We start from the raw sequence: 23,708 nt of genomic DNA on the forward strand, positions 1-23,708 counted from the left end.
TCGTCACCGCTCGCCGTCGGCGAGGTCGTAGAGGGGCGTCGTCGGCCCCGCGGGCGACGCGGCTTCCAGTCGCGAGCGGAGGGTCGGCAGACCCAGCGAGATCCGGCCGCCGCCGCTCTCCCCCTGCGCCGGAACCGCGCACGAGGCGGACTCGGCGGCGTCCCAGGCGTCGCCGGCACGAGTGCGGCGCACCCGCAGCGCCTGACCGGCACCGGCATCGGCCAGCAGGTGGAAGGGTGCGGCGTGCGTGATGCGCACCGTGACGACATCGCCGGGGCGGGGCGTCTCGGAACCTTGCGGGACCTCGAAGTGCACGAGGCGGCTGTCTTCGGCGCGACCGCTCAGGCGGTGCGTCTCGGCGTCCTTCTTGCCTTCTCCGGTGGACACGAGCACCTGGACTTCGCGTCCGACGAGTCTCTCGTTCTCTTCCAGGCCGATGCGTTCCTGCAGCTCGATGAGCCGGTCGTAACGATCTTGCACGACCGCTTTCGGCACCTGATCGGGCATCGTGGCCGCCGGCGTGCCGGGGCGTGCCGAGTACTGGAAGGTGAACGCGGAGGCGAATCGTGCCTCTTCGACGACGCGGAGCGTCTCTTGGAAGTCCTCCTCGGTCTCGCCCGGGAATCCCACGATGATGTCCGTGCTGATCGCCGCGTGCGGGATGCGCGCACGCACCCTGTCGAGAATGCCCAGGAACTTCTGCGAGCGGTAGCTTCGGCGCATCGCCCGAAGCACGCGATCGGAGCCCGACTGCAACGGCATGTGCAGCTGCGGCATCACCGCCGGCGTCTCCGCCATGGCGTCGATCACGTCGTCCGTGAACGCGGCCGGGTGCGGCGAGGTGAACCGGATGCGCTCCAGTCCTTCGATCTGCCCGGCTGCCCGCAGCAGCTTGCCGAATGCGAAACGATCCCCGAAGTCGACGCCGTAGGAGTTCACATTCTGACCGAGCAGCGTGACCTCGACGACGCCATCGTCGACGAGGGACTGGATCTCCGCGAGCACGTCACCGGGACGGCGATCGTTCTCCTTGCCACGCAGTGACGGCACGATGCAGAACGTGCACGTGTTGTTGCAGCCGACGGAGATGGACACCCATCCGCTGTACGTGGACTCGCGCTTGGTGGGCAGCGTCGACGGGAATGTCTCGAGCGCGTCGAGAATCTCCACCTGCGCCTCGTGATTGTGCCGCGCGCGCTCCAGCAGGCTCGGGAGTGATCCCATGTTGTGGGTGCCGAAGACCACATCGACCCACGGCGCCTTCTCGAGAATGACGTTCTTGTCCTTCTGCGCCAGGCATCCGCCGACGGCGATCTGCATGCCCGCGTGCCGGCGTTTCACCGACGCGAGGTGTCCGAGATTCCCATACAGCTTGTTGTCGGCGTTCTCGCGAACCGCACACGTGTTGATCACCACGACGTCGGGCTCGCCATCGGCGGCGGGCCTATAGCCGGCGGCCTCCAACGACCCGCTCAAGCGCTCGGAGTCGTGCACGTTCATCTGGCAGCCGTAGGTGCGAACCTCGTACGTGCGCACCCGGCCGTCATCGTCGAGCGCCGCATCCGACACGGCGATCGGCGTCGGCGCCGAACTGGGTCGGACTCGATCGACAATGCTCATAGTGCCGTTAGTCTACGTTCCCGGCCTGACTGCTTCGGACCGGTTCGCATCGCGAAAGATGCGCCGATGTGGAACGACATCCCCTCACCGGAACCGCACGGTTCCCCGGCCGTTCGAGGAACCGTGCGGATGCCCTTCCAACGCGCGCCGTACCGCGCTGCGGACCGTCTCGCCGTCGTATCCCTTGCGAGCCAGATATCCGCTCAGGCGGCGCACCGCCACCTCATAGTCCACGCTGGTCAACTGGCGTGCGCGCGTGGTCGCCAGCTCGAGCGCTCGCTCGAGCTCGTCGTCGCGGTCGAGCTCAGCCATCGCTTCCTCGATCACCTCCGGCGCCAGGTGCCGCCGCCGCAGCTCTTGCTCGATCGCAGCCCGCCCCGCGCCCTTGCGTGTATGCAGCGTGTAGACGACCGATACAGCCAGAGACGCGTCATCGACGAGCCCGATGCTCTCGAGCCGGTCGAGCTCCGCGGCCGCCGTCTGCTCGTCGACGTCTCGCTTCGCAAGAACCTGCTCGAGCTCCCAGCGCGACATGCCGCGCCGTGCGAGCTGATGGATCGCGACATTTCCCGCGCGCGCTGACGATCGGTCCCGGCCCGTGCGGCTCATGCCGCCGACGGCGCGTTCCGCTACGTCATCGTCGCGCCCTGCGCCGGCACGACGCGCGCGGTGCGAATGGCGCTCCGACTCGGCGTCGTCGTTCTCGCCCTCGCTCTCGGCGATCGCCTCCACCCGGGCCAGTGCTTCACGCGCTGCCTCGGAGGGTTGAGCACCGGGCAGATAGGTCACCGGCGCGAGGCCCTCCCGCGCGGTGCTCTCTCTCTTCAGACCTCGCCCCGCGCCCTTGCCACCGGTGCCCGACACCGATCCCGCTGACGGAAACTGGACCACCATCGTGCTGCCCGTGCCTCGCTACGCGCCCTTGCGCTGCGCGAGCTTCGTCTCTATCGACTCGACATTGGAGGTCTCGTCGGCTTTGGCATCCGGATCGTCGACGACGCCGAGTTTGATCAAGATCTTGCGCTCGATCTCCGCGGCGATGTCGGGGTTCTTGATCAAGAAGTTGCGAGAGTTCTCCTTGCCCTGACCGAGCTGATCTCCCTCGTACGTGTACCAGGCGCCGGACTTCTTGACGATGCCATGCTCCACGCCGAAGTCGAGCAGGCTGCCCTCGCGCGAAATTCCGACGCCGTAGAGGATGTCGAACTCCGCCTGCTTGAACGGCGGCGCCATCTTGTTCTTGACCACCTTGACGCGTGTGCGGTTGCCGACCGCGTCGGTTCCGTCTTTGAGCGTCTCGATGCGGCGGATGTCCAGCCGTACGGAGGCGTAGAACTTCAGCGCCTTGCCGCCGGAGGTGGTCTCCGGGCTGCCGAAGAACACTCCGACCTTCTCACGCAGCTGGTTGATGAAGATCATCGTGGTGCCGGTCTGGTTGAGCGCGCCGGTGAGCTTGCGAAGCGCTTGAGACATGAGCCGCGCCTGCAGGCCGACATGCGAGTCGCCCATCTCGCCCTCGATCTCCGCGCGCGGTACGAGCGCCGCCACCGAGTCGATGACGATGAGGTCGATCGATCCGCTGCGCACGAGCATGTCCGCGATCTCGAGCGCCTGCTCCCCCGTGTCGGGCTGCGACACGAGCAGCGAGTCGATGTCCACGCCGAGCTTCTTGGCGTATTCGGGATCGAGCGCGTGTTCTGCGTCGATGAAGGCGGCGATGCCGCCGCCCTTCTGCGCATTGGCGATGGCGTGCAGCGTCAGGGTCGTCTTACCCGACGACTCCGGACCGTAGATCTCGACGATGCGCCCGCGCGGAAGCCCGCCGATTCCGAGCGCCACATCGAGTGCGATGGAGCCGGTCGGCACGACCTCGACGGGTGCGCGCTCGTCGCTGCCCAGGCGCATGACCGACCCCTTGCCGAACTGACGGTCGATCTGGGCCAGAGCGGTTTCGAGGGCCTTTTCGCGATCCGCTGGTGTGGGCATGTTGTGGCTTCCTTTCGCCGGGACAGTGAAGTGAACTCGCTGCTTCGTACCGTAGGACGCACCTGCGACATCCGGATGTCTGCAGCCCAGAGAAGTGGATAACTCGCTTCGAGAGGAACTGTGACCTCAGAGTATCAACTACCGAACATCTCTTCGGCAATCGGTGGGCGTGTCGCACGGCGTCGGCCGTCGATGTGCGCAGACATCCACGAGGGGTCCGGTGCCCGGTCAGGAGGTGCGCGGCTCCGGAAGGCCGACGCCGTGACGGCGCTCGACCGGAACCTCCATGGCGTCGCATAGGGCGACCCAGACCTCGCGTTCGGAGATCCCGGCCGCCAGGGCCTGATCCGCGGTGCGGCCGCCGAGCTTGTCGATCACGAGATCGCGCAGCAGTGCGCGCCCATACTGCTCGCCGAACTCTGTCGCGACGGCACGTCGGAACTCGCTGAAACGCACCGCGCCAGCATAGGCCGTCGTGCACGCGTCAGGGGCATGGCATGATGCCGACGGCCCGACGGTCCGGCGGGCGGACGCGGAATACGAGCTCGGCGCTGCTCACACGAAGAACGCCCCGCGATGCGGGGCGTTCTGGTTCGTGGACGGCGACGCGGGTCGGACCGAGGCCCGGCCATCGCCGTCAGTGTGCGACGAGGTCGGCGTCGAGTTCTGCGACGAACTCGTCGGGAACGGTGTCGGGGATGACCTGGTCGATGCCCTCGAGCACCGCGAGCCGGTCACCGACTTCGCGCATGATCACGGCGATCGGGGTGTCCAGAGCGTCGGCCACCGAGGCGAGGATCTCGCTCGAAGCCTCTTTCTGTCCCCGTTCGACCTCGCTGAGATAGCCCAGCGCGACGCTCGCCCGGCTTGCGACCTGACGAAGAGTGCGCCCCTTCTGCAGGCGGAAGTCCCGCAGCACGTCGCCGAGTTCCTGACGTACAAGAATCATCGGAGCCTCCTTTTCTCTTCCTGCCACAACCTTCGATCGACCTCCGCCGATCGTAGCCACGCTTCTCTCATTCGGTCCTAGAACTCTAACCATCGATCACTGGAGTTTGGGTGTGAAGCACACAGCATGTAACCGAATCGGTGCCATCGCTATTCCGCCTCGCCCGGTCGATGCGGGGTCTCGGCCCCGATGACGAAACGGTCGGCGAGCGCGTCGACGACAGCATCCACCGTCGCCGCCCGGATCTGCGCACGAGACCCGGTGAGAGCCAGTTCGATCACCTCGTCGGCATCGCCATGGGAGAGTCCGACGAAGACCGTCCCCGGCTTCCTGCCGCCTTGAGGATCCGGGCCCGCGACGCCCGTCGTCGCGACCCCGATGTCGGCCGCACGACCGGCCACGGCAAGACGCGAGCGCACGCCCCGTGCGAGTTGTCGAGCGACCTCGGGATGCACGGGCCCCTCGGCGGCGAGCAGAGCGGCATCCACGCCGGCCAGCGTGTGCTTCAACTCCGTCGCGTAGACGACGACGCCTCCCACGACCACGGCAGACGCCCCGGCCGGCGCAGTCAGCTCCGCCGCGACGGCGCCACCGGTCAACGACTCCGCGACGGCCAGCGTCAGACCGCGTTCGGTGAGGCGCGAGATCAGCGCGGTCGTGGCGTCCGCCGAGGTCATGTCGCGTCTCGCCTCGTGCGCAGCCGGTACGCCTCCCACAGGTAGTCGAGACCGGACCACACGGTGAGCACCAGCGCGATGCCCATGAGCACCCAGTTCAGCCAGAAGATCCAGTCCCCGATGACGGTCCACAACGGAGCGAGCGCGAACGAGATCGCCACTGCTTGAGCGACGGTCTTCAGCTTGCCGCCGCGGCCGGCGGGCATCACGTTTCCCCGCGGCAGTTCGATCATGCGCCACACGGTGATGCCGACTTCGCGAACGACGATCACGATCGTGACCCACCACCACAGCTCACCGAGGATGGAGAGACAGACCAGCGCTCCCGAGGTGAGCAGCTTGTCGGCGATCGGATCGAGGATCTTGCCGAGGTCGGTGACGAGTCCGCGGCGTCGCGCGATCGCACCGTCCACACCGTCGGTCGCGATGGCGAGGATGAAGAGCCCGGCCGCGATCCAGCGCAGCACACCATCAGCCTGGTCGTCCGCGAGCAGAAGCCAGAAGAAGACGGGCGCCAGCAGTATGCGCACGACCGTGATGGCATTCGGCAGATTGAAGTTCCCGGATTTCGCGGGTGTCACGGCGCCGGAGTCGGTCATGGAGCAAGCCTACGGGGACGACCACCGGGTGCGATCGTCTCGCGCACCGTCCGAGCCGCGTCAGTCGCGGCCTGTGAGACCCCACGCATCTTCGTCCGAGTCTCCATCGACCTCTTCGAGCCCGTCGAACCGGCCCGTCACCGGATCGCCGTCGTACCTGTCGTCTCCCGATGAGGCAGGAGGCTGGGACGTGGAGCCCTGGCCCGACGGCGCCGCGGCCGCCGCTGCCTGCCCGGCGGAGGTTTGACCCGCGGATGTCTGCGCACCGTTCGAAGGCGCCTGAGGCGCCGATCGGTCGTCAACTCCACGCAGCCGGGCGAGCACCTGTGGGAGCTGCTCCGGCGTGACCAGAACGTCTCGGGCTTTCGACCCTTCGGACGGGCCCACGATGTCGCGAGACTCGAGCAGGTCCATCAGGCGTCCCGCCTTCGCGAACCCGACGCGCAGCTTGCGCTGCAGCATCGATGTGGATCCGAACTGGCTCGACACGATGAGCTCCGCGGCCGCGAGAAGCAGCTCGAGGTCGTCGCCGATGTCGGAGTCGATCTGCTTCTTCTCGGGACCCGCCGCCACATCCTGGCGGTACTCCGGCCGCGCCTGGCCCGTGACGTGTTCCACGACGCGCTGGATCTCGCTCTCGGAGACCCATGCACCCTGCACGCGGAGCGGTTTGGAGGCGCCCATGGGAAGGAACAGGCCGTCGCCCTGGCCGATCAGCTTCTCGGCACCGGGTTGATCGAGGATGACGCGCGAGTCGGTGACGCTCGAGACCGCGAGAGCGAAACGCGACGGCACGTTCGCCTTGATCAGGCCGGTGACGACATCCACCGAGGGACGCTGCGTCGCGAGCACCAGGTGGATTCCCGACGCACGCGCCAGCTGCGTGATGCGCACGATCGAGTCTTCGACATCTCTGGGTGCCACCATCATCAGGTCGGCGAGCTCGTCGACCACGACCAGCAGGTAGGGATAGGGCTTCAGCTTGCGCTCACTGCCCTCGGGCAGCACGATCTCGTCGTTGCGCACGGCCTTGTTGAAGTCGTCGATGTGCCTGAAGCCGAAGCTCGCCAGGTCGTCGTAGCGCATGTCCATCTCTTTGACGACCCACTGCAGCGCCTCGGCGGCCTTCTTCGGGCTCGTGATGATCGGCGTGATCAGATGCGGAACACCCGCATAGACCGCGAGCTCGACTCGCTTCGGATCGACGAGCACCATGCGCACTTCACTCGGCTTGGCACGCATGAGCACGCTCGTGATCATCGCGTTCACGAACACCGACTTGCCCGTGCCGGTGGCTCCCGCCACCAGCAGGTGCGGCATCTTGGCCAGATTCGCCACCACGAAGCCGCCGCCGACGTCTTTGCCCACTCCGATCGTCATCGGATGATGGCTGTTCGCCGCAGCCGCGGAGCGCAGCACATCGCCCAGCGACACGGTCTCGCGATCGGAATTGGGGATCTCTACGCCGATCGCGCTCTTGCCGGGAATCGGCGAGAGGATGCGCACCTCGTTCGACGCCACGGCGTAGGAGAGGTTCTTGCTCAAAGCGGTGACGCGCTCGACCTTGACACCCGGCCCGAGTTCGATCTCGTACTGCGTGACCGTCGGGCCGCGCGAGAAGCCGGTGACACGGGCATCCACCCCGAACTGCTCCAGAACGGAGGTGATGGCGGCCACCACCTCATCGTTCGCCGCTGATCGGGTCTTCGCCGGGGTCCCGGCCGCCAGCGTGGATGCCGCCGGCAGCACGTACGGTGCGTCGGGGACGCCGTCCAGCGGTCGTGCGGCCTCGGCGGCCGCCTCGTCGAACTCGTCGTCGGTCAGAGCACCGAACCCGGGCAGTACCTCCGTTGCACCGTCTGGCCGGAGTCCAGTGGGAGTCGTGCCCGTGCGCGCCACATCACCGGTGAAACGGCTGACCGCGTTCTCCGCATCCTTCAGATCGGCGAGAACCTCGGTCTTGTAGTCCTGCGGTCCGGGCTCGAGCGCGGTGTCGAAGCTTCCCGTTCCCGCTGAGTCGCCGCCGAGAACCTCGGTGAACGAGGGGCCGGCCGGCTCGAATTCGGGATCGACCTCACGCCCGCTCTTGTTGCGACGCCACCACGGCATGCTCTCCTCGGCGCCGTCTGCTTCGGAGTCGTCATCCGCCGACTTGCGGCGTCGCTTCTTCGTCGGCTCGGCTTCGTCGGTCTGCGCCTCCTGCTCGGCGGTGTCCGGCTGCTGCGCCCCGAACAGGTACGCGTAGAGCTCGCTCAGCCGGCGCCCGATGCGAGTGGGCGGCGTCTTCGTGATGATCAGGATGCTCAACAGCAGCAGCACGATCACGACCGCCGCCGCGCCGACCGGTGTCAGGACGGCGACCAGCGGAGCACCGACCATCCAGCCGATGACCCCACCCGCCTTGGCGAGCTCGTCGATGCCGTCGCTGGGCTGCGGCCGTGCGGAGAAGACCTCGCACAGGGCGGACACCGTGACGAGCAGGAGCGCCAGCCCGATGCCGATGCGCGTGTTGTCATGCACGGACGCGGGATGCCGGAACAGCCAGATCGCGAGCAACAACATGATCACGGGAAGCCCGAAGGCCACGCGTCCGAACAGCCCGCCGAAGGTCCAGTGATCGAGCTGCTGCGCCACCGCGTTGTCGATCAGGAACCACTCCACGATCGCACCGGCGACCGCGAGGAGCACGATGAAGAACGGCAGGCCGTCCCGCCGCTCCTCCTTGGCGAGCTGCTCCGGGCCGAACGCGCGTGCCGCCCCGCCGACGAGGTGAGCGAGGCCCAGCCATGCGCGCGCGAGGACGCCGCGTTCCGGTTGCGGTGCGGGCAGCACCTTCGTCTTCTGGGTCGTCGCCTTGCTCGACGATGTGCGCGCCGACGACGCGCCACGCGAGCGGGCGCGCGGGGTCGACTTCGTGCTCGTGGCCATGAGATCAAAGGTAGCGGGGGCGTCCGTCAACGCCCGTGAGCACGAGCGGGTGTCTCGCAGATGGAAGCCGGAGGCTAGGCCTCGATGACCAAGGGGACGATCATCGGTCTGCGGCGCAGCGACTGATTCACCCAGCGCCCGATGGTGCGGCGCACCACCTGCGAGAGCGCGTGATTGTCACGTACGCCGGACTGGGCCGCCTCATGGAGCGCGGCCGCGATCTTCGGCTTCACGGCGTCGAAGACCGCATCGTCCTCGGCAAAGCCTCTGGCGTGCACTTCGGGGCCGGTGACGATGCGCCCGGTCGCGGAGTCGACCACGACGATCACCGAGATGAACCCCTCTTCGCCGAGGATGCGGCGGTCCTTGAGGTCGGCATCCGTGATCTCGCCCACCGTCGAGCCGTCGACGTAGACGAAACCGATGTCGAGCTGACCGACGACTTCAGCGACGCCGTCCTTGAGGTCGACCACCGTGCCGTTCTCACCGAGAATGGTGTTCTCCTCCGGCACACCGGTGTCCTGCGCCAGTTTCGCGTTCGCGAAGAGGTGACGGTGCTCGCCGTGGATCGGCATCACGTTGCGCGGCCCGACGATGTTGTAGCAGTACAGCAGTTCTCCCGCCGCGGCGTGGCCGGAGACGTGCACCTTCGCGTTGCCCTTGTGCACGACCGTGGCGCCGAGCTTGGTGAGCCCGTCGATCACGCGGTAGACCGCGTTCTCGTTCCCCGGGATGAGGCTGGAGGCGAGGATGACCGTGTCGCCTTCTCCTGGCTCGATCGCGTGGTCCAGGTTGGCCATGCGGCTCAGCACGGCCATCGGCTCGCCCTGCGACCCGGTCGACATGTAGACGATCCTGTCGTCGGGCAGGTCCTTGGCCTTCTTGTAGTCGATCAGCACACCCTCGGGGACGCGCAGGTAGCCGAGCTCCTCGGCGATCGTCATGTTGCGCACCATGCTGCGGCCCAGGAACGCCACGCGGCGACCATGCGCTTGCGCCGCGTCGATGACCTGCTGCACCCGGTGGACGTGACTGGAGAAGCTCGCCACGATGACGCGGCGCGGCGCCTTGGCGATCACCTGGTCCAGCACGGGACCGATCGACCGTTCGAGCGCGGTGAACCCGGGCACATCGGCGTTCGTGGAATCGACCATGAACAGGTCGACGCCCTCCTCGCCCAGACGTGCGAATGCGCGCAGATCGGTGAGCCGGCCGTCCAGGGGGAGCTGGTCCATCTTGAAGTCGCCCGTACCGAGCACGAGCCCGGCCGGCGTGCGGATGGCGACGGCGAGCGCATCCGGGATCGAATGGTTGACCGAGACGAACTCGAGCTCGAACGGCCCGACCTTCTCGCGCTGGCCCTCTTTCACGGTGAGCGTGTATGGCTTGATGCGGTGCTCCTTGAGCTTCGCCTCGACGAGCGCGAGGGTCAGTCCGGAACCGATCAGAGGGATGTCCGCCTTCAGCTTGAGCAGGTACGGCACGGCTCCGATGTGGTCCTCGTGCCCGTGCGTGAGCACCACCGCGACGATGTCGTCGAGGCGATCCCTGATGGGTGCGAAGTCCGGAAGGATCAGGTCGACGCCGGGCTGGTTCTCTTCGGGGAACAGCACCCCGCAGTCGACCACGAGCAGCTTGCCGCCGAACTCGAAGACCGTCATGTTGCGGCCGACCTCGCCGAGGCCGCCGGCGGGGATGATGCGAAGTGCGCCCTCTTCGAGAGCGGGCGGGTCGTATACCGACGCGGGCATATGCCGTGCCTCCAGTGTTTCTGCGCTGGTCAGCGCGTGGTGCCGGCCACCTTGGGGAGTGCTCCCCCGGCAGCGGCGTTGCGGTCCGGCCGGAAGTTGGTCAGATCGAGCCCGTCGACGTCGCGAACGAGGTCGAGGTCCGCCTCGATCTCGGCCGCTTCGAAGTCCTCGGGCCCCACGAGGGGCAGCCGCACGCGCGGGCTGTCGATCCGGCCGAGGCCGTGCAGGATGTACTTGGCTGCCACCGTACCGGGCACGTGCGTCATGACCGCACGCACGAGCGGCTCGAGCTTCTGGTGCTGCTGGGTGGCGGTGGTGAGATCGCCGCGGTTGACGGCATCCACGATGGCGCGGTAAGGGCCGGCGGCGATGTTCGCGGTCACGCCCACGAGGCCGGCGGCACCGATGGCCAGGTGCGGAAGGACGTTCTCGTCCGATCCGGAGAAGTAGAGCAGGTCCGTGTTGTTGAGAACGCGCGAGACCTGCGCGAAGTCACCCTTGGCATCCTTGATCGCGGCGATGTTCGGATGCTTGGCGGCGCGCAGGATCGTCTCGTACTTGATCGGAACCCCGGTGCGCCCGGGGATGTCGTAGAGGATCACGGGCAGGTCGGTGGCGTCCGCGATCAGCCGGAAGTGGGTGAGGATGCCCGCCTGCGTCGGCTTGTTGTAGTACGGCGTGACGATCATCACGCCGTCGGCACCCGCCTTCTCGCTCGCCTTGTAGAGCTGGATGGCGTGAGCCGTCTCGTTCGAGCCGCCGCCCTGGATGATCTTGGCGCGGCCGCCCGCGACATCGAGCCCCACCTCGATGAGGCGCAGCTTCTCCGCATCGGTGAGGGTGGACGTCTCACCGGTGGTACCCGAGATGACGATGCCATCCGCGCCCGCGGCGATGACGTCGTCGAGATGCTTCTCGACCCCGGGCCAATCCACTTCGCCGTCCGCCGTGAAGGGGGTCACGAGCGCGACGAGGACCTGGCCGAAGGGATTCGCTGACGTGGACACCCGTTCAGGCTATCGCGGCCCGGCGACTCGCGGGTCATGCGGTGGACCGGAGATGACTGACGCGCGGCACCGTGCACGTGAGAACGAGATGGGCGTCACGGAGCGTCACAGAGCCCCGATGGGCGCGCAACCGATTTAGCGTGACGTCAGCCATGAACACCGTGCTCGCCCTCATCGTCACCGTCGGACTGGTCGTCGTCACGACCGCTGTCGGTGCGATCTGGCGTGCGCGAACCGGACGCGTGCGCTCTGCACACCGCGAAATTCTGTCGCCGGCACGTCTCGGTGCGAACGTCGCGTTCGGAGCGAATGCGACCATCGTGCAGTTCTCCACGGAGTTCTGCGGGCCGTGCCGCACGGCCCAGCGGCTGTTGCGCGCCTCGGCAGCGGAGCGCGACGGCGTGCGCTACGTCGAGGTGGATCTCACCGGGTCGCCTCGGCTGGCCACCGAGTTCGCCGTCATGCAGACGCCGACCATCTTGCTGCTCGATGCCGAGGGCGGCGTGCGTTCGCGCATCGGCGGCGTTCCTCGGCCCCACGAGCTGAACGAACGATTGGACGAGATCGTGAAGGAGAGCCATGTCGGCATTCGGTGACGACATCAGCACGGGATCCGTGCACGGGGAAACGCCCGGGCCGGCGAGGTCCGACGGTTCGGGCCGCTCGCGCGGGATCGATCCACGCGGCCCACGATTCGGGGCGGGGATCACGGCGTTTCTGCTGCTCGTCACGGTGTTCCTCGGCCTCGCCGGGTTGACCGTGGCTGGCACGGTGTTGCTGGCCGCGCTCACTCTGCTCTTCCTCTGGGGCGCCACCGCCGGCGTCACCCGTCATCCGTGGGGCATCGTGTTCGCGAGGGCAGTGCGCCCGCGGCTGAGCCCGCCGACCGAACTGGAGGACAGCACTCCTCCGACGTTCGCACAGGGCGTCGGCTTCGTGATCACGGCGCTCGGTGTCGGTCTGCAACTGGCCGGCGTTCCCGGGGCGGCCGTCATCGGCGCGGCGCTCGCCTTCGTCGCCGCGTTCCTCAACGCGGTGTTCGGCTACTGCCTGGGATGCCAGACGTACCTCCTGCTCGTTCGCGCGGGCATCCTGCGGCGCGCTCGTACCGGCGCCTGACGGAGGGGCCGCCCGCGCCGACGGACCGGAACCGCTCCGTCGAAACCGACCGCGCGCACGCCACGCCGATGCCACGGGCCCGTGCGGATCATCCACCGGGTCTCGCGTGTCCCCTGTTCGGGTGGTAGGTTGCCTACACCCCGGTGCCGAGCGCACCTCGGGCTTCGTGAGCCGCACTTCCCCGCACTCGTCGATGCTCGTCTCGCTCACGGTTCCGACGCCTCGTCGGTGACCGCGTGACGTGCAGGCTCCGCGCCGCCCGCCACGCTCGGCGACACGGCTCATGGCATTGACACGAAGGAGCGCCACATGGCCATCACGAGCGAAGCCACCACCCAATGGCGCGGAGACCTGCAGAGCGGGAGCGGCCGGCTCGATCTCGACTCCTCGCGGGCCGCGCAGTTCAACGTCGACTGGCGGGCGCGGTCGGAGGGCGTCGCCGCCACGACGAACCCGGAGGAGCTCCTGTCTGCAGCTCACTCGTCGTGCTTCGCGATGGCGTTCACAGACCTGCTCTCGGACTTCGGGATGCCCGCCGAAAGCATCCAGGTCACGGCTGCGGTCACGTTCGACCCCGACGAGGGCATCACGGGAAGCCACCTGCTGGTCAACGGGAACGTGCCGGGAATCGAGGATCACGACTTCCAGCACCTGGCCGAGGAGGCGAAGCGCACCTGCCCGATCTCGCGCGCGCTCGTCGGCATCCCGATCACCATCGAGGCGCAACTGGTCTAGTGTCACGTGGCGGCACGCATGCCTGTCCCTGGGCGGCACGCATGCCGAGCGGCGCGCGGACTACACCGCCGGCGTCTTGTGCAGCTTGATCGCCTCGCGCATGGCGTGACGCGCCCGTCGACGATCGCCCGAGGCGTCGTAGGCGAGGCCGAGGCGGAACCAGGCGCGCCAGCTGAGCGGCGACGCTTCGACTTCGGCCTTGTAGGCGGGGAATTCCTCGTCTGCCGCATCACGGAGCGGTCTCCCGCTGGCCCGGTGCGGAAGATCGTCGACCGGCAGGCCGCCTTCGGACTCGAGAATGCGCACGAGGCGCTGCGTCTGCATGCCGAACCTGACCTCGCGCCAAAGCGCCCAGACCGCGATCACCGCAAGCACGAACAGGGCGATCGCCATCGCGATCCCGATGCCGGAACCGCTCTCGATGAGGATCACGCCATAGCGCACGACCAGCACGATGTAGAGCAGTAGGAGCACGGCCATCACGATGGCCGCGACGCGCCCCTTCACAGTCCGAGCAGACGGTCGAGGCCGACCGTCAGGCCGCGGGCCTGCGGCGCCGACCGAATCGCATGCAGGATGCCCGCCGCATACGCTCGCGAGTCCGTGGTGTCGTGCGTGATCGTGAGCGTCTCCCCCGCGCCGCCGAGCACGACGGACTGCTTCGCGACGATCCCCTCCAGCCGCAGGCTGTGCACCGGGATGCCCGCCACCTGTTGGCCGCGTGCCCGCTGGTCCGTGTGCGGGGCGGCGACCGGTCCTCGTTCCTCGCGCGCCCGCGCCATCAGCTCTGCCGTGCGCACGGCGGTGCCCGACGGGGAATCGATCTTGGTGGCGGCATGCGCCTCGACGATCTCGATGGAGTCGAAGTATTTCGCCGCCGCGGCGGCGAAGGCCGTGCCGAGCGCCGACCCGAGAGAGAAGTTGGGCACGACGATCACGCCGCGATCGGGCTCGTCGCGCAAACGCGATCGCAGCGCCGCGAGCCGTTCCTCCGACCAGCCGGACGTTCCGACGACGACGTTGCGGCCGGCATCCAGGGCGTACTCCACCACGTCGGGGCTGACGGCCGGGAGCGTGACGTCGAGCACGACGTCCGACGGCTCGTCGTCGGTGCCGAGCATGTCGGCGTAGTCGTTCCTCGACCCCAGCGCCGCCACCAGCTCGAGATCGGCCGTGCGTTCGATGAGGTCGGCGGCGACACTGCCGAGTCTTCCGGTCGCGCCGACGACGGCCACACGAATGGTCATGCTTTCACGATATCAACGCACCGACGGCCTGCCGTCGGGCGACGACCGTAGGCTGAGCGACGATGCTCACGTTCTCCTCGCTCCGCACGGACGATGCCCTCGCCGCCGCGCTTCTGCACGACTACTTCACGGAAAGGGAACAGACGTTCCCATCGGCGCAAGGCACGTACACCGTTGCCCTCCCCGATCCCGCCCGCTTCGTCTCTCCAGTCGGTGATTTCGTGGTCGCCCGGCTCCACGGCGTTCCCGTCGGGTGCGGCGGAGTTCGTCGCATCGAGGATGCCCGGACGAGCGGCGGCGACACCATCGTGCGCTTCGAGGTCAAGCACCTCTGGCTGGACCCCGCCGCGCGCGGCCAGGGTGCGGGGCGCGCTCTGCTGCACGAGCTCGAGTCGAGGGCGATCGCGCTCGGCGCGCGCCGCCTCGTGCTGGACACGAACGAGAGCCTCGCTGCGGCCGGCGGCCTCTACCGCAGTTCGGGCTACGAGGCGGTCGAGCCGTACAACGACAACCCGAACGCCACGCACTGGTACGCGAAGGACGTCGACGTGGCCTCGGCCTGAGACCGCGTCGGTTCTCGCCTGCTCACACCGGCTGCAATTCGGGCATGCCCGTGCGCAGCTCGACCGGCAGATGCCCGAGGTCGTTGTGCACGACGAGCACGGGAGGCTTGGCGGAGCGCACGCGGATGATGGTCAGCCCGCAGTTCGCCTGGTTCAGCCCCAGCCAGCGCCATTCCGGTGCGTCGAAAACGTGTCGGACGAACCAGCCGATCACGAAGTTGTGCGTGATGAGGAGATCGTGGCGATCGGCGCGGGCCGGAGTCAGGAACTCGCTGACGGCATCCGCCATCTGAGCACTCCCCGCCTCGATCTCCGCCTCCGTGATGCCGCCGTAGAACGACTCGAAGGCCTTCGGCATGTCGGGCGTCGGACCCGAGGGGATGCAATCGAACAGCAGGCTGGACGGCTGCGGATTGAGCGCCGGCAGCCGCTCCGCCATGATCTTCGCTGTCTCTTCCGCCCGGCGCAGCGGCGAGTGGTACACGGAGGTGAACGGCACTCCGCCGAGTCGCTCGGCGATGAGCGTGGCCTGCCGCTTGCCGCGCGCCGAGAGGGGGCCGTCCGGCATGCCGTGCTCGGCATCCTGTTGCTCTCCGTGGCGCACGAGATAGAGGTAATGGGGCAAGGGTTCTTCGATCCTTCGAGTCGTCGACCTGATCGATTCAGGTCAGGCCGGAGAACACGTCGTCATCGACGGCTCCGACCGCGGCAATGGTCAAGGGGCGGGATGCCAGTGTGCCGGCGAGCTCTCGCACGTCGTCGTCGGTGACGAGCGCGAGGCGCCGCAGCGTCTCGTCGAGATCGGCGAACTCGCCGATCCCGAGCTCGGAACGACCGAGCCTCGTCATGCGCGTGTCCGAATCCTCGAGGGCGAGAGCCGATCCGCCCGAGAGCTGGCCCACCGCCCGCGCCAGCTCCTCGTGGGAGATCCCGTCGGAGGCGAGGCGGCGCAGCTCATCGATCATGATCGCGGCGACGGACCGCGCCTTCTGCGGCGCGCACGCGCCGTACATGCCGAAGATCCCGGTGTCGGAGTATCCGGCGGCGAACGAGTACACGGAATAAGCCAGGCCGCGCTTCTCACGCACCTCCTGGAAGAGCCTGCTCGACATGCCGCCGCCCAACACCGAATTCAGCACGCCCATGGTGATCCGCGAATCGTCGCCGGCCCGAAGCCCGCGGGTTCCGATCAGCACGTGGGCCTGTTCGATAGGGCGCCGCACCGTAGCGAGCGAGCGGGCGCCGATCAGCTTGGCCTCGTCGTTGCCGCGGCGCGCAACCGGCGCCGATCGTTCGTCCATCGCCCAGCCGCCCTCGGCCAGCGTGCGCTCCACGTCCGCCACCAGGCGGGCATGGTCGACGGCTCCCGCCGCAGAGACGACGAGGTCTTGCGGGCGATAGTTGGCCCGGTAGTGCTGCCAGACGGCATCCCTCGTCGCCGCGTTGATCGTGGCGGGGCTGCCGCCGATCGGCCGCGCGATGGGGTGGTCGCCCAGCACCGCCTCGAAGAAGCGTTCGTTCACCACGTCGGCCGGGTCGTCTTCGGCCATGGCCAGTTCCTCGAGGATGACGCCGCGCTCGTTCTCGAAGTCCGTCGCGTCGAGCAGAGACGACGTCACCATGTCGCTCAGCACCTCGGTCGCCATGCTGAGGTCCCGGTCTTGCACCTTCGCGTAGTAACAGGTCTGCTCTTTCGCGGTGAGCGCGTTGTGTTCGCCGCCGACACCGTCGAAGGCGATGGCGATGTCGAACGCCGAGCGAGCCGACGTGCCCTTGAACAGCAGATGCTCGAGAAAGTGCGTCGAACCGAAGCTCGTCTCCCGCGTCGAGTCCTGGCGGCCGACGCCCGTCTCATCCCGAGACCCCACGCCGAACCAGAAGCCGATCGTCGCGCTGCGCACGCCCGGAACGCGTTCACTCAGCACACGTGCGCCGCTGGGCAGCACCGTGCGGGAGACGAGCGCATCGCCGGATGCCGCGAAGGTCAGATCAGCGCGATCGAGGGGGAAGTCAACGGCGCCGTTCATCCCCTCCAGCCTAACGGCGATCCCAGACGCCCCGAGCATGGCGAACGATCGTCGGCTCCGATTGCGACACTCTGTGACGGAACGACTCCCGCCGCGCGGCGAAGACTGCGAAAAATGTGTCCTCATTCTTGAGGACAAACAGCGTTGTCTACCTCGATATACTGGCAGCGCTTTGCGACGTCCCCCGGTTGCGGAGCCCGTGAGTCCTGCGAATCGAGGAGCACCCGATGACCGAGCAGAGCGCTGCCGACCGGCTCCCAGCGAACAAATCCATCGCGAGCCGATCGAACGCGGGCTCGGATGCCTCGGGCCGGGTCTCGAAAGCTCCCCGGCCGCCCGCTCCCGCCAAAGTGAAGATCCTCGAGACTGCCGATCGCCTGTTCTACGACCAGGGTGTGAACGCCGTGGGCGTGGACCTCATCATCGCCGAGTCGCACGTGACCAAGGCCACGTTCTACAAGCATTACCACTCGAAAGACGTGCTGGTCGCCGCCTTCGTCGATCGTCGTGCCGAGCAGGCGCGCGAGAGCCTGGCGGCGGACCGCGAACGCCTGAAGGACCCCGCAGCCGTGCTCCGTGCGATCGTCGACGGGTTCGCCGTCGAATCGCACCGGCCCGGCTATCACGGCTGTCCGTTCATCAACGCGTCCGCCAACCGCCTGACGGAGGCGGGCCCTGTCACACCAGCCGTCGAAGCGTGGCGCAACTGGCTGCGCGGCGCGCTGGTAGGCCTCTTCACCGAAGCCGGCACGACTGAGCCCGACGAGGCGGCCGACGACCTGTTGCTGGCCCGCGACGGCGCGTTCGGCGGAGGTGCCGTCGCGGATCCGGATGCGTCAACCGCGTCGCTCAGTCGCGTGCTGGAGCGACTGCTGGCCTGAACGAACGCGCCGCGTCTACTCCGAGATGCGGTCCAGCTCGAGCATCTGACTGCGGCTCAGACTCACACTGCACGCCGCCATCAGATCGTCCATCTCCACGGCGGACCCCACATTGACCACCGGTGCGACGACGCCGCGCTTGGCCAGCAGCCAGGCGATGGCGACGGTCGCCATGCTGCAGGCATGCTCCGCCGCCACGCGATCGAGCACCTGGAGCACGCGATGACCGCGACGTCCGAGGAAGCCGGCTACCCCGGCGTCGCGCGCCGGAGCGTCCAAGTCGGAACGCGACCGGTATGCACCGGCCAGGTAGCCGTGCGCCAGTGCGTTCGTCGGAAGCACGCCGAGCGACTGGGCGGCGGTGACGATGCGCAGGTCGCCCTCGAACATTGTGCGGTTCATCAGGTTGTACGGCACCTCGACCGCTGAGACCTTCGGGAAGCCGGATGATGAGAGAACCCGCGCCTCCATCAAGCTCTCCCCGGAGAAACCGCTGAAGCCCACGAACCGTACCTTGCCGGTGTCGATGAGCCACTCGACGGTGGCGAGCGTATCGGAGAGTGCGGCGCCGGCATCCGGGCCTTCCAGCGTCAGAACCTCGACGTGATCGGTCCCCAGCCGACGGAGCGCGGACTCCACGGAGCGCACCACGTTGACCTGTCCCAGGCCGGGGCTCTCTTCTCCCTTGCCCACACGAAGGTCGATGACCAGGTGGTCGCGCAGATCGCGGCCGTGCATCCAGCCGCCCACGATCGCGTTGCCGAGGCCGCGCTCGTGCGCGTCGGAGGTGACGATGAGGTTGCCGCCCAGCTGGACGAAACGATCGAGCACCGCCTGCGCCGCGTCGACGTCGGAAGAGCGCGCGAGCGCCCCCGTGCCGAGCGCGAGGGGATAGACGGCGAGCTCCGTCTCCCCCAGCCGGCGAGGCGCGACGATCGGCAGCGGCGCCGTGGCCGCACCGTCGTCGTCAGGCGGCGTCAGTGGCACGCCGAACACCGGGCCCATCCCCGTGACGCCGCCGTTCGCGTGTTCACGTGCGCGAACGGGGTACGGCTGTGCCATGTTCCCCCCTGCGGCTCCTTGTGCCCCCGAGCCCAGACGTGCTGCGGGATGCCACATCACATCTGTTTGGAAGCGAGCGTAACCGACGGCCCCGACTTCCTTCGGTCGAAACGATTGAACCGTTACCAAATCTTTGGAAAACAGCACGAATCGGACGGCTCCAACGGCAGCACCGACCCGCGGACGTCGTGAGCTCCCCCACGACGGGGGACGTAGTGCTGCAACCGCCGCGTCGCACACCACGGAGCGGTCAATCGACAGACAAGCGCGAGGGAATACTCGCGAACCTTCTTATGTTGCCGGCAACGTAGATTGAATCCTGTTGCCGACGACATATCGGTTGACGTGAAGGAGAAGAGAAGGTCATGACGAACCTGTGGGACGCGACCACGATCAAGGACATCCAATTGAAGCACCGGTTGGCGCTGGCACCGATGACGCGAAGCCGGGCGCTGCCCGACGGCGTTCCGGGCCCGCTCGCCGCCGAGTACTACGCACAACGGGCCGAGCTCGGCCTGCTGATCACCGAGGGGACCCAGCCATCGGCCGACGGCCAGGGTTACCTCAACACACCGGGCATCTATACCCCGGAACAGATCGCGGGATGGCGGACCGTCACCGATGCCGTACACGCGCGGGATGCGCACCTGTTCATCCAGCTGATGCACGTGGGCCGCATCTCGCATCCGGGCAACACGCCGCATCACCGGCAGGGCGTCGCACCGTCGGCCATCACGCCCCGGGCGAGCATCTACACGGTGGACGGCATGCAGCCGGTCCCGACACCGCGCGCGCTGAGCATCGATGAGATCGCCACGACGGTCGCCGACTTCCGACACGCGGCGGCTTCCGCCATCGCCGCCGGTGCCGATGGAGTAGAGATTCATGCCGCGAACGGATATCTGTTGCAGCAGTTCCTGGCACCGAACGCCAACCAGCGCACCGACCGGTACGGCGGCAGCATCGAGAACCGGACACGCCTCGTGGTGGAGGTCGCCGCGGCCGTCGCCGACGAGATCGGCTCCGACAAGGTCGGCATCCGCCTCTCGCCGGGCGGCCGGCTGGGCGACATCGACGAAGGCCCCGAGTACGGCGCGCTCTACCGCAGTCTTGTCGCCGAACTCGCGAAACTCGATCTGGCCTACCTGCACCTGTTCTACTTCTCCGACGACGAGAACCTGCTCGCGGATCTCCGCCATGCCTGGCCGTCCACACTGCTGCTCCTGCGTGCTGGCCGATCGGTGACCATCGAGTCGCTGGACGCGGATCTCGCGAGCGGTCTCGCCGACGTGGTGCCTCTGGGAAGCAGTGCCCTGGCCAACCCTGACATCGTCACGCGCCTGCGCGTCGGCGCCGAATTGAACACACCGGTCCCGGCTACCTTCTACGGTGGGGGTGCGGACGGTTACACCGACTATCCGTCTCTCGCTGCCTGACTATCGTTCCAGGAGGCTGATATGAGCGACGAACGTCACCCGCGAGCCGAGGCCACAGAGCTCGATGAGGCGTTCCCCGTCAGCTACGCGATCTTCGCGATGGCACGGACGCACCGCGCGATCGCTGCCGCGCAGCTCGCGAAGCTCGGGCTGTTCCCCGGCCAGGAGATCATCCTCATTCAGCTGGCGGCGTCCGACGGACTCTCGCAGAAGACTCTGGTCGAGACATTGAGCGTCAACCACGCCACCGTCGCGAAAACCATCGGACGGATGGAGAAGGCGGGACTCGTTCAACGCCGCGTGTCCGAACAGGATCGGCGCGTCAGCCTGGTCTATCTCACGCCTGCCGGGCGAAGCCTCCACGACGATGTCATCGCGGTCTGGCGAGAGCTGGAGACACTCACTTCCGGCGATCTCACCGCAACCGAGCGGGCGGCGCTTCTGGCGGCGACCGAGAAGATCCGTGACGCGATGAGCCGCGCGGCTGGATCCCCGACGCGCGTCTCGGCCTGAGGCTCACGGCCAGAACGACGACGCGCCCGCCGCAGCCGAAGCTGCGACGGGCGCGTCGATCGTGTGACGAAGATCAGGCTTCGACGGACTGGGCCGAGCCCTCCGCGGAGCCTTCCGCCGGGGCAGCCGGAGCTTCCGTCGGCTCGTCGACGACCGGCTGCAGCGACAGCTTGCCGCGGTCGTCCACCTTGGTGATGGTCACCAGGATCTTCTGGCCGACCGAGAGCACGTCCTCGACGTTCTCGACTCGCTTGCCACCGGCCAGCTTGCGCACCTCGGAGATGTGCAGCAGGCCGTCACGACCGGGCAGCAGCGACACGAACGCACCGAAGCTGGCGATCTTCACGACGGTTCCGAGGAACTGGTCGCCGACCTCGGGGTTGGTCGGGTTGGCGATCGCGTTCACCTGGGCGCGGGCGGCCTCGGCGCTCGGGCCGTCCACGGCTCCGATGAAGACGGTGCCGTCCTCCTCGATGGAGATGTCGGCGCCGGTCTCGTCCTGGATCGCGTTGATCGTCTTGCCCTTCGGGCCGATCAGCTCACCGATCTTGTCGACCGGGATCTGCACGCTGATCACGCGCGGCGCGGTCGGCGCCATCTCGTCGGGGCTGTCGATGGCGGCGTTGAGCACGGAGAGGATCGTGGTGCGGGCATCCTTCGCCTGCTGCAGTGCGCCGGCCAGCACCGACGACGGAATGCCGTCGAGCTTGGTGTCGAGCTGAATGGCGGTGACGAACTCGCTCGTTCCGGCGACCTTGAAGTCCATGTCTCCGAGGGCATCCTCGGCACCCAGGATGTCGGTCAGCGCTGCGTAGCGCGTCTCGCCGTCCACCGTGTCGGAGATGAGGCCCATGGCGATGCCGGCGACCGGCGCGCGCAGCGGCACGCCCGCGTTCAGCAGCGACAAGGTGGAGGCACAGACGGAGCCCATCGACGTCGAGCCGTTGGAGCCGAGCGCCTCGGAGACCTGACGGATCGCGTACGGGAACTCGTCGCGGCTGGGCAGCACCGGGACGAGCGCGCGCTCGGCCAGGAATCCGTGGCCGATCTCGCGACGCTTCGGGCTGCCGACGCGGCCGGTCTCACCGGTCGAGTAGGGCGGGAAGTTGTAGTGGTGCAGGTACCGCTTCTTCGTGACGGGCGACAGCGAGTCGATCTGCTGCTCCATCTTGAGCATGTTCAGTGTGGTGACGCCGAGGATCTGCGTCTCGCCGCGCTGGAAGATGGCAGAACCGTGCACGCGCGGGATGACCTGCACCTCGGCGTCGAGCGGACGGATGTCGCGCAGGCCACGACCGTCGATGCGGATACCCTCGCGCAGCACGCGGCCACGCATGACGACCTTGGAGACGGCCTTGTACGCACCGGAGAACTGCTCCAGCACCTCGGCGGGCAGCGCACCTGCCTCGACCTTCTCGGCGACGGCGGCCTTCGTGCGCTCCTTGAGCGCGTCGTCGGCGTTCTGTCGCTCGATCTTGTCGGCGATCTGATAGACGTTCACGAGCTCGTCGTAGGCGAGAGCCGCCACGTTGTCATAGCTGACCTGCGAGTACGGCAGGAACACCGGGTACTCGGCGATGGCCTTCGCGGACTGCGAGGCGAGCACGCTCTGCGCGCCGACCAGCTGGCGGATGAACGGCTTGGCGGCCTCCAGACCCTGCGCGACGACATCCTCGCTCGGCTTGGTCGCGCCGGCCTGGATGAGGTTCCAGCTGTGCTCGGTGGCCTCCGCCTCGACCATCATGATCGCGACGTCGCCCTCGGAGCCGTCGTCGTTGGTCAGCACGCGGCCGGCCACCACGATGTCGAAGACGGCGTCTTCGAGTTGCGACGCCTTCGGGAACGCGACCCACTGGTCCTCGTGCTCGCCGCGCCCAGGGATGAACGCCATGCGCACCCCCGCGATCGGGCCGGAGAACGGCAGACCGGAGATCTGCGTCGACGCGGAGGCCGCGTTGATCGCGAGCGCGTCGTAGAACTCGTCAGGCGCGATGCTCAAGACCGTGATCACGATCTGCACCTCGTTGCGCAGGCCGTCGACGAACGACGGGCGCAGCGGGCGGTCGATCAGGCGGCAGACGAGGATGGCGTCAGTCGACGGACGACCCTCGCGGCGGAAGAACGAGCCGGGGATCTTGCCGGCCGCGTACGACCGCTCCTCGACATCCACCGTCAGCGGGAAGAAGTCGAAGTTGTCTTTCGGGTGCTTGCTGGCGCTCGTGGCGCTCAGCAGCATGGTCTCCTCATCGAGGTAGGCGGCGACGGCGCCCTGCGCCTGCTGCGCCAGCCGACCGGTCTCGAACCGGATCGTGCGGGTGCCGAAACGACCGTTATCGAGAACGGCTTCGGCGAATTTGATTTCTGGACCTTCCATCGAGGTCTCTTCTCCTTATGTTCGTGCGCCGTCCCGTGTGGACGTAGCGCTCTCGCCGAACGCGCTGGAGAACAGGCGTAACCGAGCCAAGGGGCTCCGCGCCGGCCATCAGTAGAAAAACACCACTCGCTTCTGTGCGGCGCATGCGGTGATCGCGAACGCGGCTACGACTGGGATTCCACCACCGAGGACCAGCAGCCTGCCGGCCTGCATGGCGAGTTTCATGTGGTAATC

At 67.7% G+C, this 23,708-nt stretch carries 23 protein-coding genes; 7 read left to right on the forward strand and 16 right to left on the reverse strand.

Features of this window, described 5'->3' with window-relative positions; translation table 11 throughout:
• Positions 1-3: 3 nt before the first annotated feature.
• The 10 genes from miaB to dapA form a co-directional block, all read right to left on the reverse strand.
• A complete protein-coding gene (gene miaB / locus H623_RS0114695) occupies positions 4-1,620 on the reverse strand; it encodes a tRNA (N6-isopentenyl adenosine(37)-C2)-methylthiotransferase MiaB (protein ID WP_022901681.1) in 1,617 nt (538 codons plus the stop codon).
• Between the two features lie 84 nt (positions 1,621-1,704).
• On the reverse strand, positions 1,705-2,514 hold the full coding sequence (locus H623_RS22225; protein ID WP_022901682.1) for a regulatory protein RecX: 810 nt from the start codon (positions 2,512-2,514) through the stop codon (positions 1,705-1,707).
• Positions 2,515-2,532: 18 nt separating this feature from the next.
• A complete protein-coding gene (gene recA / locus H623_RS0114705; RefSeq protein ID WP_022901683.1) occupies positions 2,533-3,606 on the reverse strand; it encodes a recombinase RecA in 1,074 nt (357 codons plus the stop codon).
• Between the two features lie 228 nt (positions 3,607-3,834).
• Positions 3,835-4,062 (reverse strand): DUF3046 domain-containing protein, encoded by a 228-nt coding sequence (locus H623_RS0114710; RefSeq protein ID WP_022901684.1) that lies wholly within the window; start codon positions 4,060-4,062, stop codon positions 3,835-3,837.
• A gap of 181 nt (positions 4,063-4,243) precedes the next feature.
• On the reverse strand, positions 4,244-4,555 hold the full coding sequence (locus tag H623_RS0114715) for a helix-turn-helix domain-containing protein (protein ID WP_022901685.1): 312 nt from the start codon (positions 4,553-4,555) through the stop codon (positions 4,244-4,246).
• A gap of 149 nt (positions 4,556-4,704) precedes the next feature.
• Positions 4,705-5,232: a CinA family protein gene (locus tag H623_RS20265; RefSeq protein WP_022901686.1), complete on the reverse strand. Its 528-nt coding sequence runs from the start codon at positions 5,230-5,232 to the stop codon at positions 4,705-4,707.
• Complete coding sequence (gene pgsA / locus H623_RS0114725; protein ID WP_022901687.1) at positions 5,229-5,831, reverse strand: CDP-diacylglycerol--glycerol-3-phosphate 3-phosphatidyltransferase; 603 nt, start codon at positions 5,829-5,831, stop codon at positions 5,229-5,231. Before pgsA ends, H623_RS20265 begins: the two co-directional genes overlap by 4 nt.
• A 60-nt stretch (positions 5,832-5,891) precedes the next feature.
• The gene (locus H623_RS0114730) at positions 5,892-8,759 is read right to left on the reverse strand and encodes an FtsK/SpoIIIE family DNA translocase (protein ID WP_022901688.1); all 2,868 of its coding nucleotides are present in this window, start codon (positions 8,757-8,759) and stop codon (positions 5,892-5,894) included.
• Between the two features lie 74 nt (positions 8,760-8,833).
• Entirely contained in the window at positions 8,834-10,510 is a 1,677-nt protein-coding gene (locus H623_RS0114735; RefSeq protein ID WP_022901689.1) for a ribonuclease J, read from the reverse strand.
• A 29-nt stretch (positions 10,511-10,539) separates the two neighbouring features.
• On the reverse strand, positions 10,540-11,517 hold the full coding sequence (gene dapA, locus H623_RS0114740; RefSeq protein WP_022901690.1) for a 4-hydroxy-tetrahydrodipicolinate synthase: 978 nt from the start codon (positions 11,515-11,517) through the stop codon (positions 10,540-10,542).
• Positions 11,518-11,669: 152 nt separating this feature from the next.
• Between dapA and H623_RS0114745 the strand changes: the two genes are divergently transcribed.
• The 3 genes from H623_RS0114745 to H623_RS0114755 all read left to right on the forward strand — a co-directional run bounded on the left by H623_RS0114745 (position 11,670) and on the right by H623_RS0114755 (position 13,371).
• A complete protein-coding gene (locus H623_RS0114745) occupies positions 11,670-12,113 on the forward strand; it encodes a thioredoxin family protein (protein WP_022901691.1) in 444 nt (147 codons plus the stop codon).
• Positions 12,097-12,636 (forward strand): DUF4395 domain-containing protein, encoded by a 540-nt coding sequence (locus H623_RS0114750; RefSeq protein WP_022901692.1) that lies wholly within the window; start codon positions 12,097-12,099, stop codon positions 12,634-12,636. Before H623_RS0114745 ends, H623_RS0114750 begins: the two co-directional genes overlap by 17 nt.
• A 309-nt stretch (positions 12,637-12,945) precedes the next feature.
• Positions 12,946-13,371: an OsmC family peroxiredoxin gene (locus H623_RS0114755; RefSeq protein ID WP_022901693.1), complete on the forward strand. Its 426-nt coding sequence runs from the start codon at positions 12,946-12,948 to the stop codon at positions 13,369-13,371.
• Positions 13,372-13,431: 60 nt separating this feature from the next.
• Here H623_RS0114755 and H623_RS0114760 read toward each other — a convergent pair whose 3' ends face one another.
• Both H623_RS0114760 and dapB read right to left on the reverse strand, forming a co-directional pair.
• On the reverse strand, positions 13,432-13,878 hold the full coding sequence (locus H623_RS0114760; protein ID WP_022901694.1) for a tetratricopeptide repeat protein: 447 nt from the start codon (positions 13,876-13,878) through the stop codon (positions 13,432-13,434).
• Complete coding sequence (dapB, locus tag H623_RS0114765; RefSeq protein WP_022901695.1) at positions 13,875-14,618, reverse strand: 4-hydroxy-tetrahydrodipicolinate reductase; 744 nt, start codon at positions 14,616-14,618, stop codon at positions 13,875-13,877. Before dapB ends, H623_RS0114760 begins: the two co-directional genes overlap by 4 nt.
• A gap of 62 nt (positions 14,619-14,680) precedes the next feature.
• On the opposite strand from dapB, the gene H623_RS0114770 reads away from it, so the two are divergent.
• Complete coding sequence (locus H623_RS0114770; RefSeq protein ID WP_022901696.1) at positions 14,681-15,181, forward strand: GNAT family N-acetyltransferase; 501 nt, start codon at positions 14,681-14,683, stop codon at positions 15,179-15,181.
• 22 nt (positions 15,182-15,203) lie between these two features.
• On the opposite strand, the gene H623_RS0114775 is transcribed toward H623_RS0114770, so the two are convergent.
• Both H623_RS0114775 and H623_RS0114780 read right to left on the reverse strand, forming a co-directional pair.
• Positions 15,204-15,806 (reverse strand): histidine phosphatase family protein, encoded by a 603-nt coding sequence (locus H623_RS0114775; RefSeq protein WP_022901697.1) that lies wholly within the window; start codon positions 15,804-15,806, stop codon positions 15,204-15,206.
• A 37-nt stretch (positions 15,807-15,843) separates the two neighbouring features.
• On the reverse strand, positions 15,844-17,208 hold the full coding sequence (locus tag H623_RS0114780) for a M16 family metallopeptidase (protein ID WP_022901698.1): 1,365 nt from the start codon (positions 17,206-17,208) through the stop codon (positions 15,844-15,846).
• A gap of 227 nt (positions 17,209-17,435) precedes the next feature.
• On the opposite strand from H623_RS0114780, the gene H623_RS20270 reads away from it, so the two are divergent.
• The gene (locus H623_RS20270; RefSeq protein WP_022901699.1) at positions 17,436-18,089 is read left to right on the forward strand and encodes a TetR/AcrR family transcriptional regulator; all 654 of its coding nucleotides are present in this window, start codon (positions 17,436-17,438) and stop codon (positions 18,087-18,089) included.
• A 15-nt stretch (positions 18,090-18,104) separates the two neighbouring features.
• On the opposite strand, the gene H623_RS0114790 is transcribed toward H623_RS20270, so the two are convergent.
• Positions 18,105-19,151 (reverse strand): aldo/keto reductase, encoded by a 1,047-nt coding sequence (locus H623_RS0114790; protein WP_022901700.1) that lies wholly within the window; start codon positions 19,149-19,151, stop codon positions 18,105-18,107.
• 365 nt (positions 19,152-19,516) lie between these two features.
• Between H623_RS0114790 and H623_RS0114795 the strand changes: the two genes are divergently transcribed.
• Together H623_RS0114795 and H623_RS20275 are read left to right on the forward strand one after the other, a co-directional pair.
• Positions 19,517-20,587, forward strand: a complete 1,071-nt coding sequence (locus tag H623_RS0114795) for an alkene reductase (protein WP_022901701.1) — start codon at positions 19,517-19,519, stop codon at positions 20,585-20,587.
• 21 nt (positions 20,588-20,608) lie between these two features.
• Complete coding sequence (locus H623_RS20275) at positions 20,609-21,100, forward strand: MarR family winged helix-turn-helix transcriptional regulator (RefSeq protein ID WP_022901702.1); 492 nt, start codon at positions 20,609-20,611, stop codon at positions 21,098-21,100.
• Positions 21,101-21,173: 73 nt separating this feature from the next.
• Here the strand turns inward: H623_RS20275 and H623_RS0114805 are convergent, their stop codons facing one another.
• Entirely contained in the window at positions 21,174-23,474 is a 2,301-nt protein-coding gene (locus tag H623_RS0114805) for a polyribonucleotide nucleotidyltransferase (RefSeq protein WP_022901703.1), read from the reverse strand.
• Positions 23,475-23,708: the final 234 nt, after the last annotated feature.

It is taken from the genome of Humibacter albus DSM 18994 (genome assembly GCF_000421825.1).
Lineage (GTDB): Bacteria > Actinomycetota > Actinomycetes > Actinomycetales > Microbacteriaceae > Humibacter > Humibacter albus.

What these genes read in the sequence shown, in the direction of transcription:
- H623_RS0114795 (WP_022901701.1), top strand. Translation starts at nt 19,517, where the DNA reads ATGACGAACCTGTGGGACGCGACCACGATCAAGGACATCCAATTGAAG.
- H623_RS0114755 (WP_022901693.1), top strand. Translation starts at nt 12,946, where the DNA reads ATGGCCATCACGAGCGAAGCCACCACCCAATGGCGCGGAGACCTGCAG.
- H623_RS20270 (WP_022901699.1), top strand. Translation starts at nt 17,436, where the DNA reads ATGACCGAGCAGAGCGCTGCCGACCGGCTCCCAGCGAACAAATCCATC.
- recA (WP_022901683.1), bottom strand. Translation starts at nt 3,606, where the DNA reads ATGCCCACACCAGCGGATCGCGAAAAGGCCCTCGAAACCGCTCTGGCC.
- H623_RS0114750 (WP_022901692.1), top strand. Translation starts at nt 12,097, where the DNA reads ATGTCGGCATTCGGTGACGACATCAGCACGGGATCCGTGCACGGGGAA.
- H623_RS0114780 (WP_022901698.1), bottom strand. Translation starts at nt 17,208, where the DNA reads ATGAACGGCGCCGTTGACTTCCCCCTCGATCGCGCTGATCTGACCTTC.
- H623_RS22225 (WP_022901682.1), bottom strand. Translation starts at nt 2,514, where the DNA reads ATGGTGGTCCAGTTTCCGTCAGCGGGATCGGTGTCGGGCACCGGTGGC.
- H623_RS0114730 (WP_022901688.1), bottom strand. Translation starts at nt 8,759, where the DNA reads ATGGCCACGAGCACGAAGTCGACCCCGCGCGCCCGCTCGCGTGGCGCG.
- H623_RS0114745 (WP_022901691.1), top strand. Translation starts at nt 11,670, where the DNA reads ATGAACACCGTGCTCGCCCTCATCGTCACCGTCGGACTGGTCGTCGTC.
- pgsA (WP_022901687.1), bottom strand. Translation starts at nt 5,831, where the DNA reads ATGACCGACTCCGGCGCCGTGACACCCGCGAAATCCGGGAACTTCAAT.
- H623_RS20265 (WP_022901686.1), bottom strand. Translation starts at nt 5,232, where the DNA reads ATGACCTCGGCGGACGCCACGACCGCGCTGATCTCGCGCCTCACCGAA.
- miaB (WP_022901681.1), bottom strand. Translation starts at nt 1,620, where the DNA reads ATGAGCATTGTCGATCGAGTCCGACCCAGTTCGGCGCCGACGCCGATC.
- H623_RS0114735 (WP_022901689.1), bottom strand. Translation starts at nt 10,510, where the DNA reads ATGCCCGCGTCGGTATACGACCCGCCCGCTCTCGAAGAGGGCGCACTT.
- H623_RS0114770 (WP_022901696.1), top strand. Translation starts at nt 14,681, where the DNA reads ATGCTCACGTTCTCCTCGCTCCGCACGGACGATGCCCTCGCCGCCGCG.
- dapB (WP_022901695.1), bottom strand. Translation starts at nt 14,618, where the DNA reads ATGACCATTCGTGTGGCCGTCGTCGGCGCGACCGGAAGACTCGGCAGT.
- H623_RS0114790 (WP_022901700.1), bottom strand. Translation starts at nt 19,151, where the DNA reads ATGGCACAGCCGTACCCCGTTCGCGCACGTGAACACGCGAACGGCGGC.
- H623_RS0114715 (WP_022901685.1), bottom strand. Translation starts at nt 4,555, where the DNA reads ATGATTCTTGTACGTCAGGAACTCGGCGACGTGCTGCGGGACTTCCGC.
- H623_RS20275 (WP_022901702.1), top strand. Translation starts at nt 20,609, where the DNA reads ATGAGCGACGAACGTCACCCGCGAGCCGAGGCCACAGAGCTCGATGAG.
- H623_RS0114805 (WP_022901703.1), bottom strand. Translation starts at nt 23,474, where the DNA reads ATGGAAGGTCCAGAAATCAAATTCGCCGAAGCCGTTCTCGATAACGGT.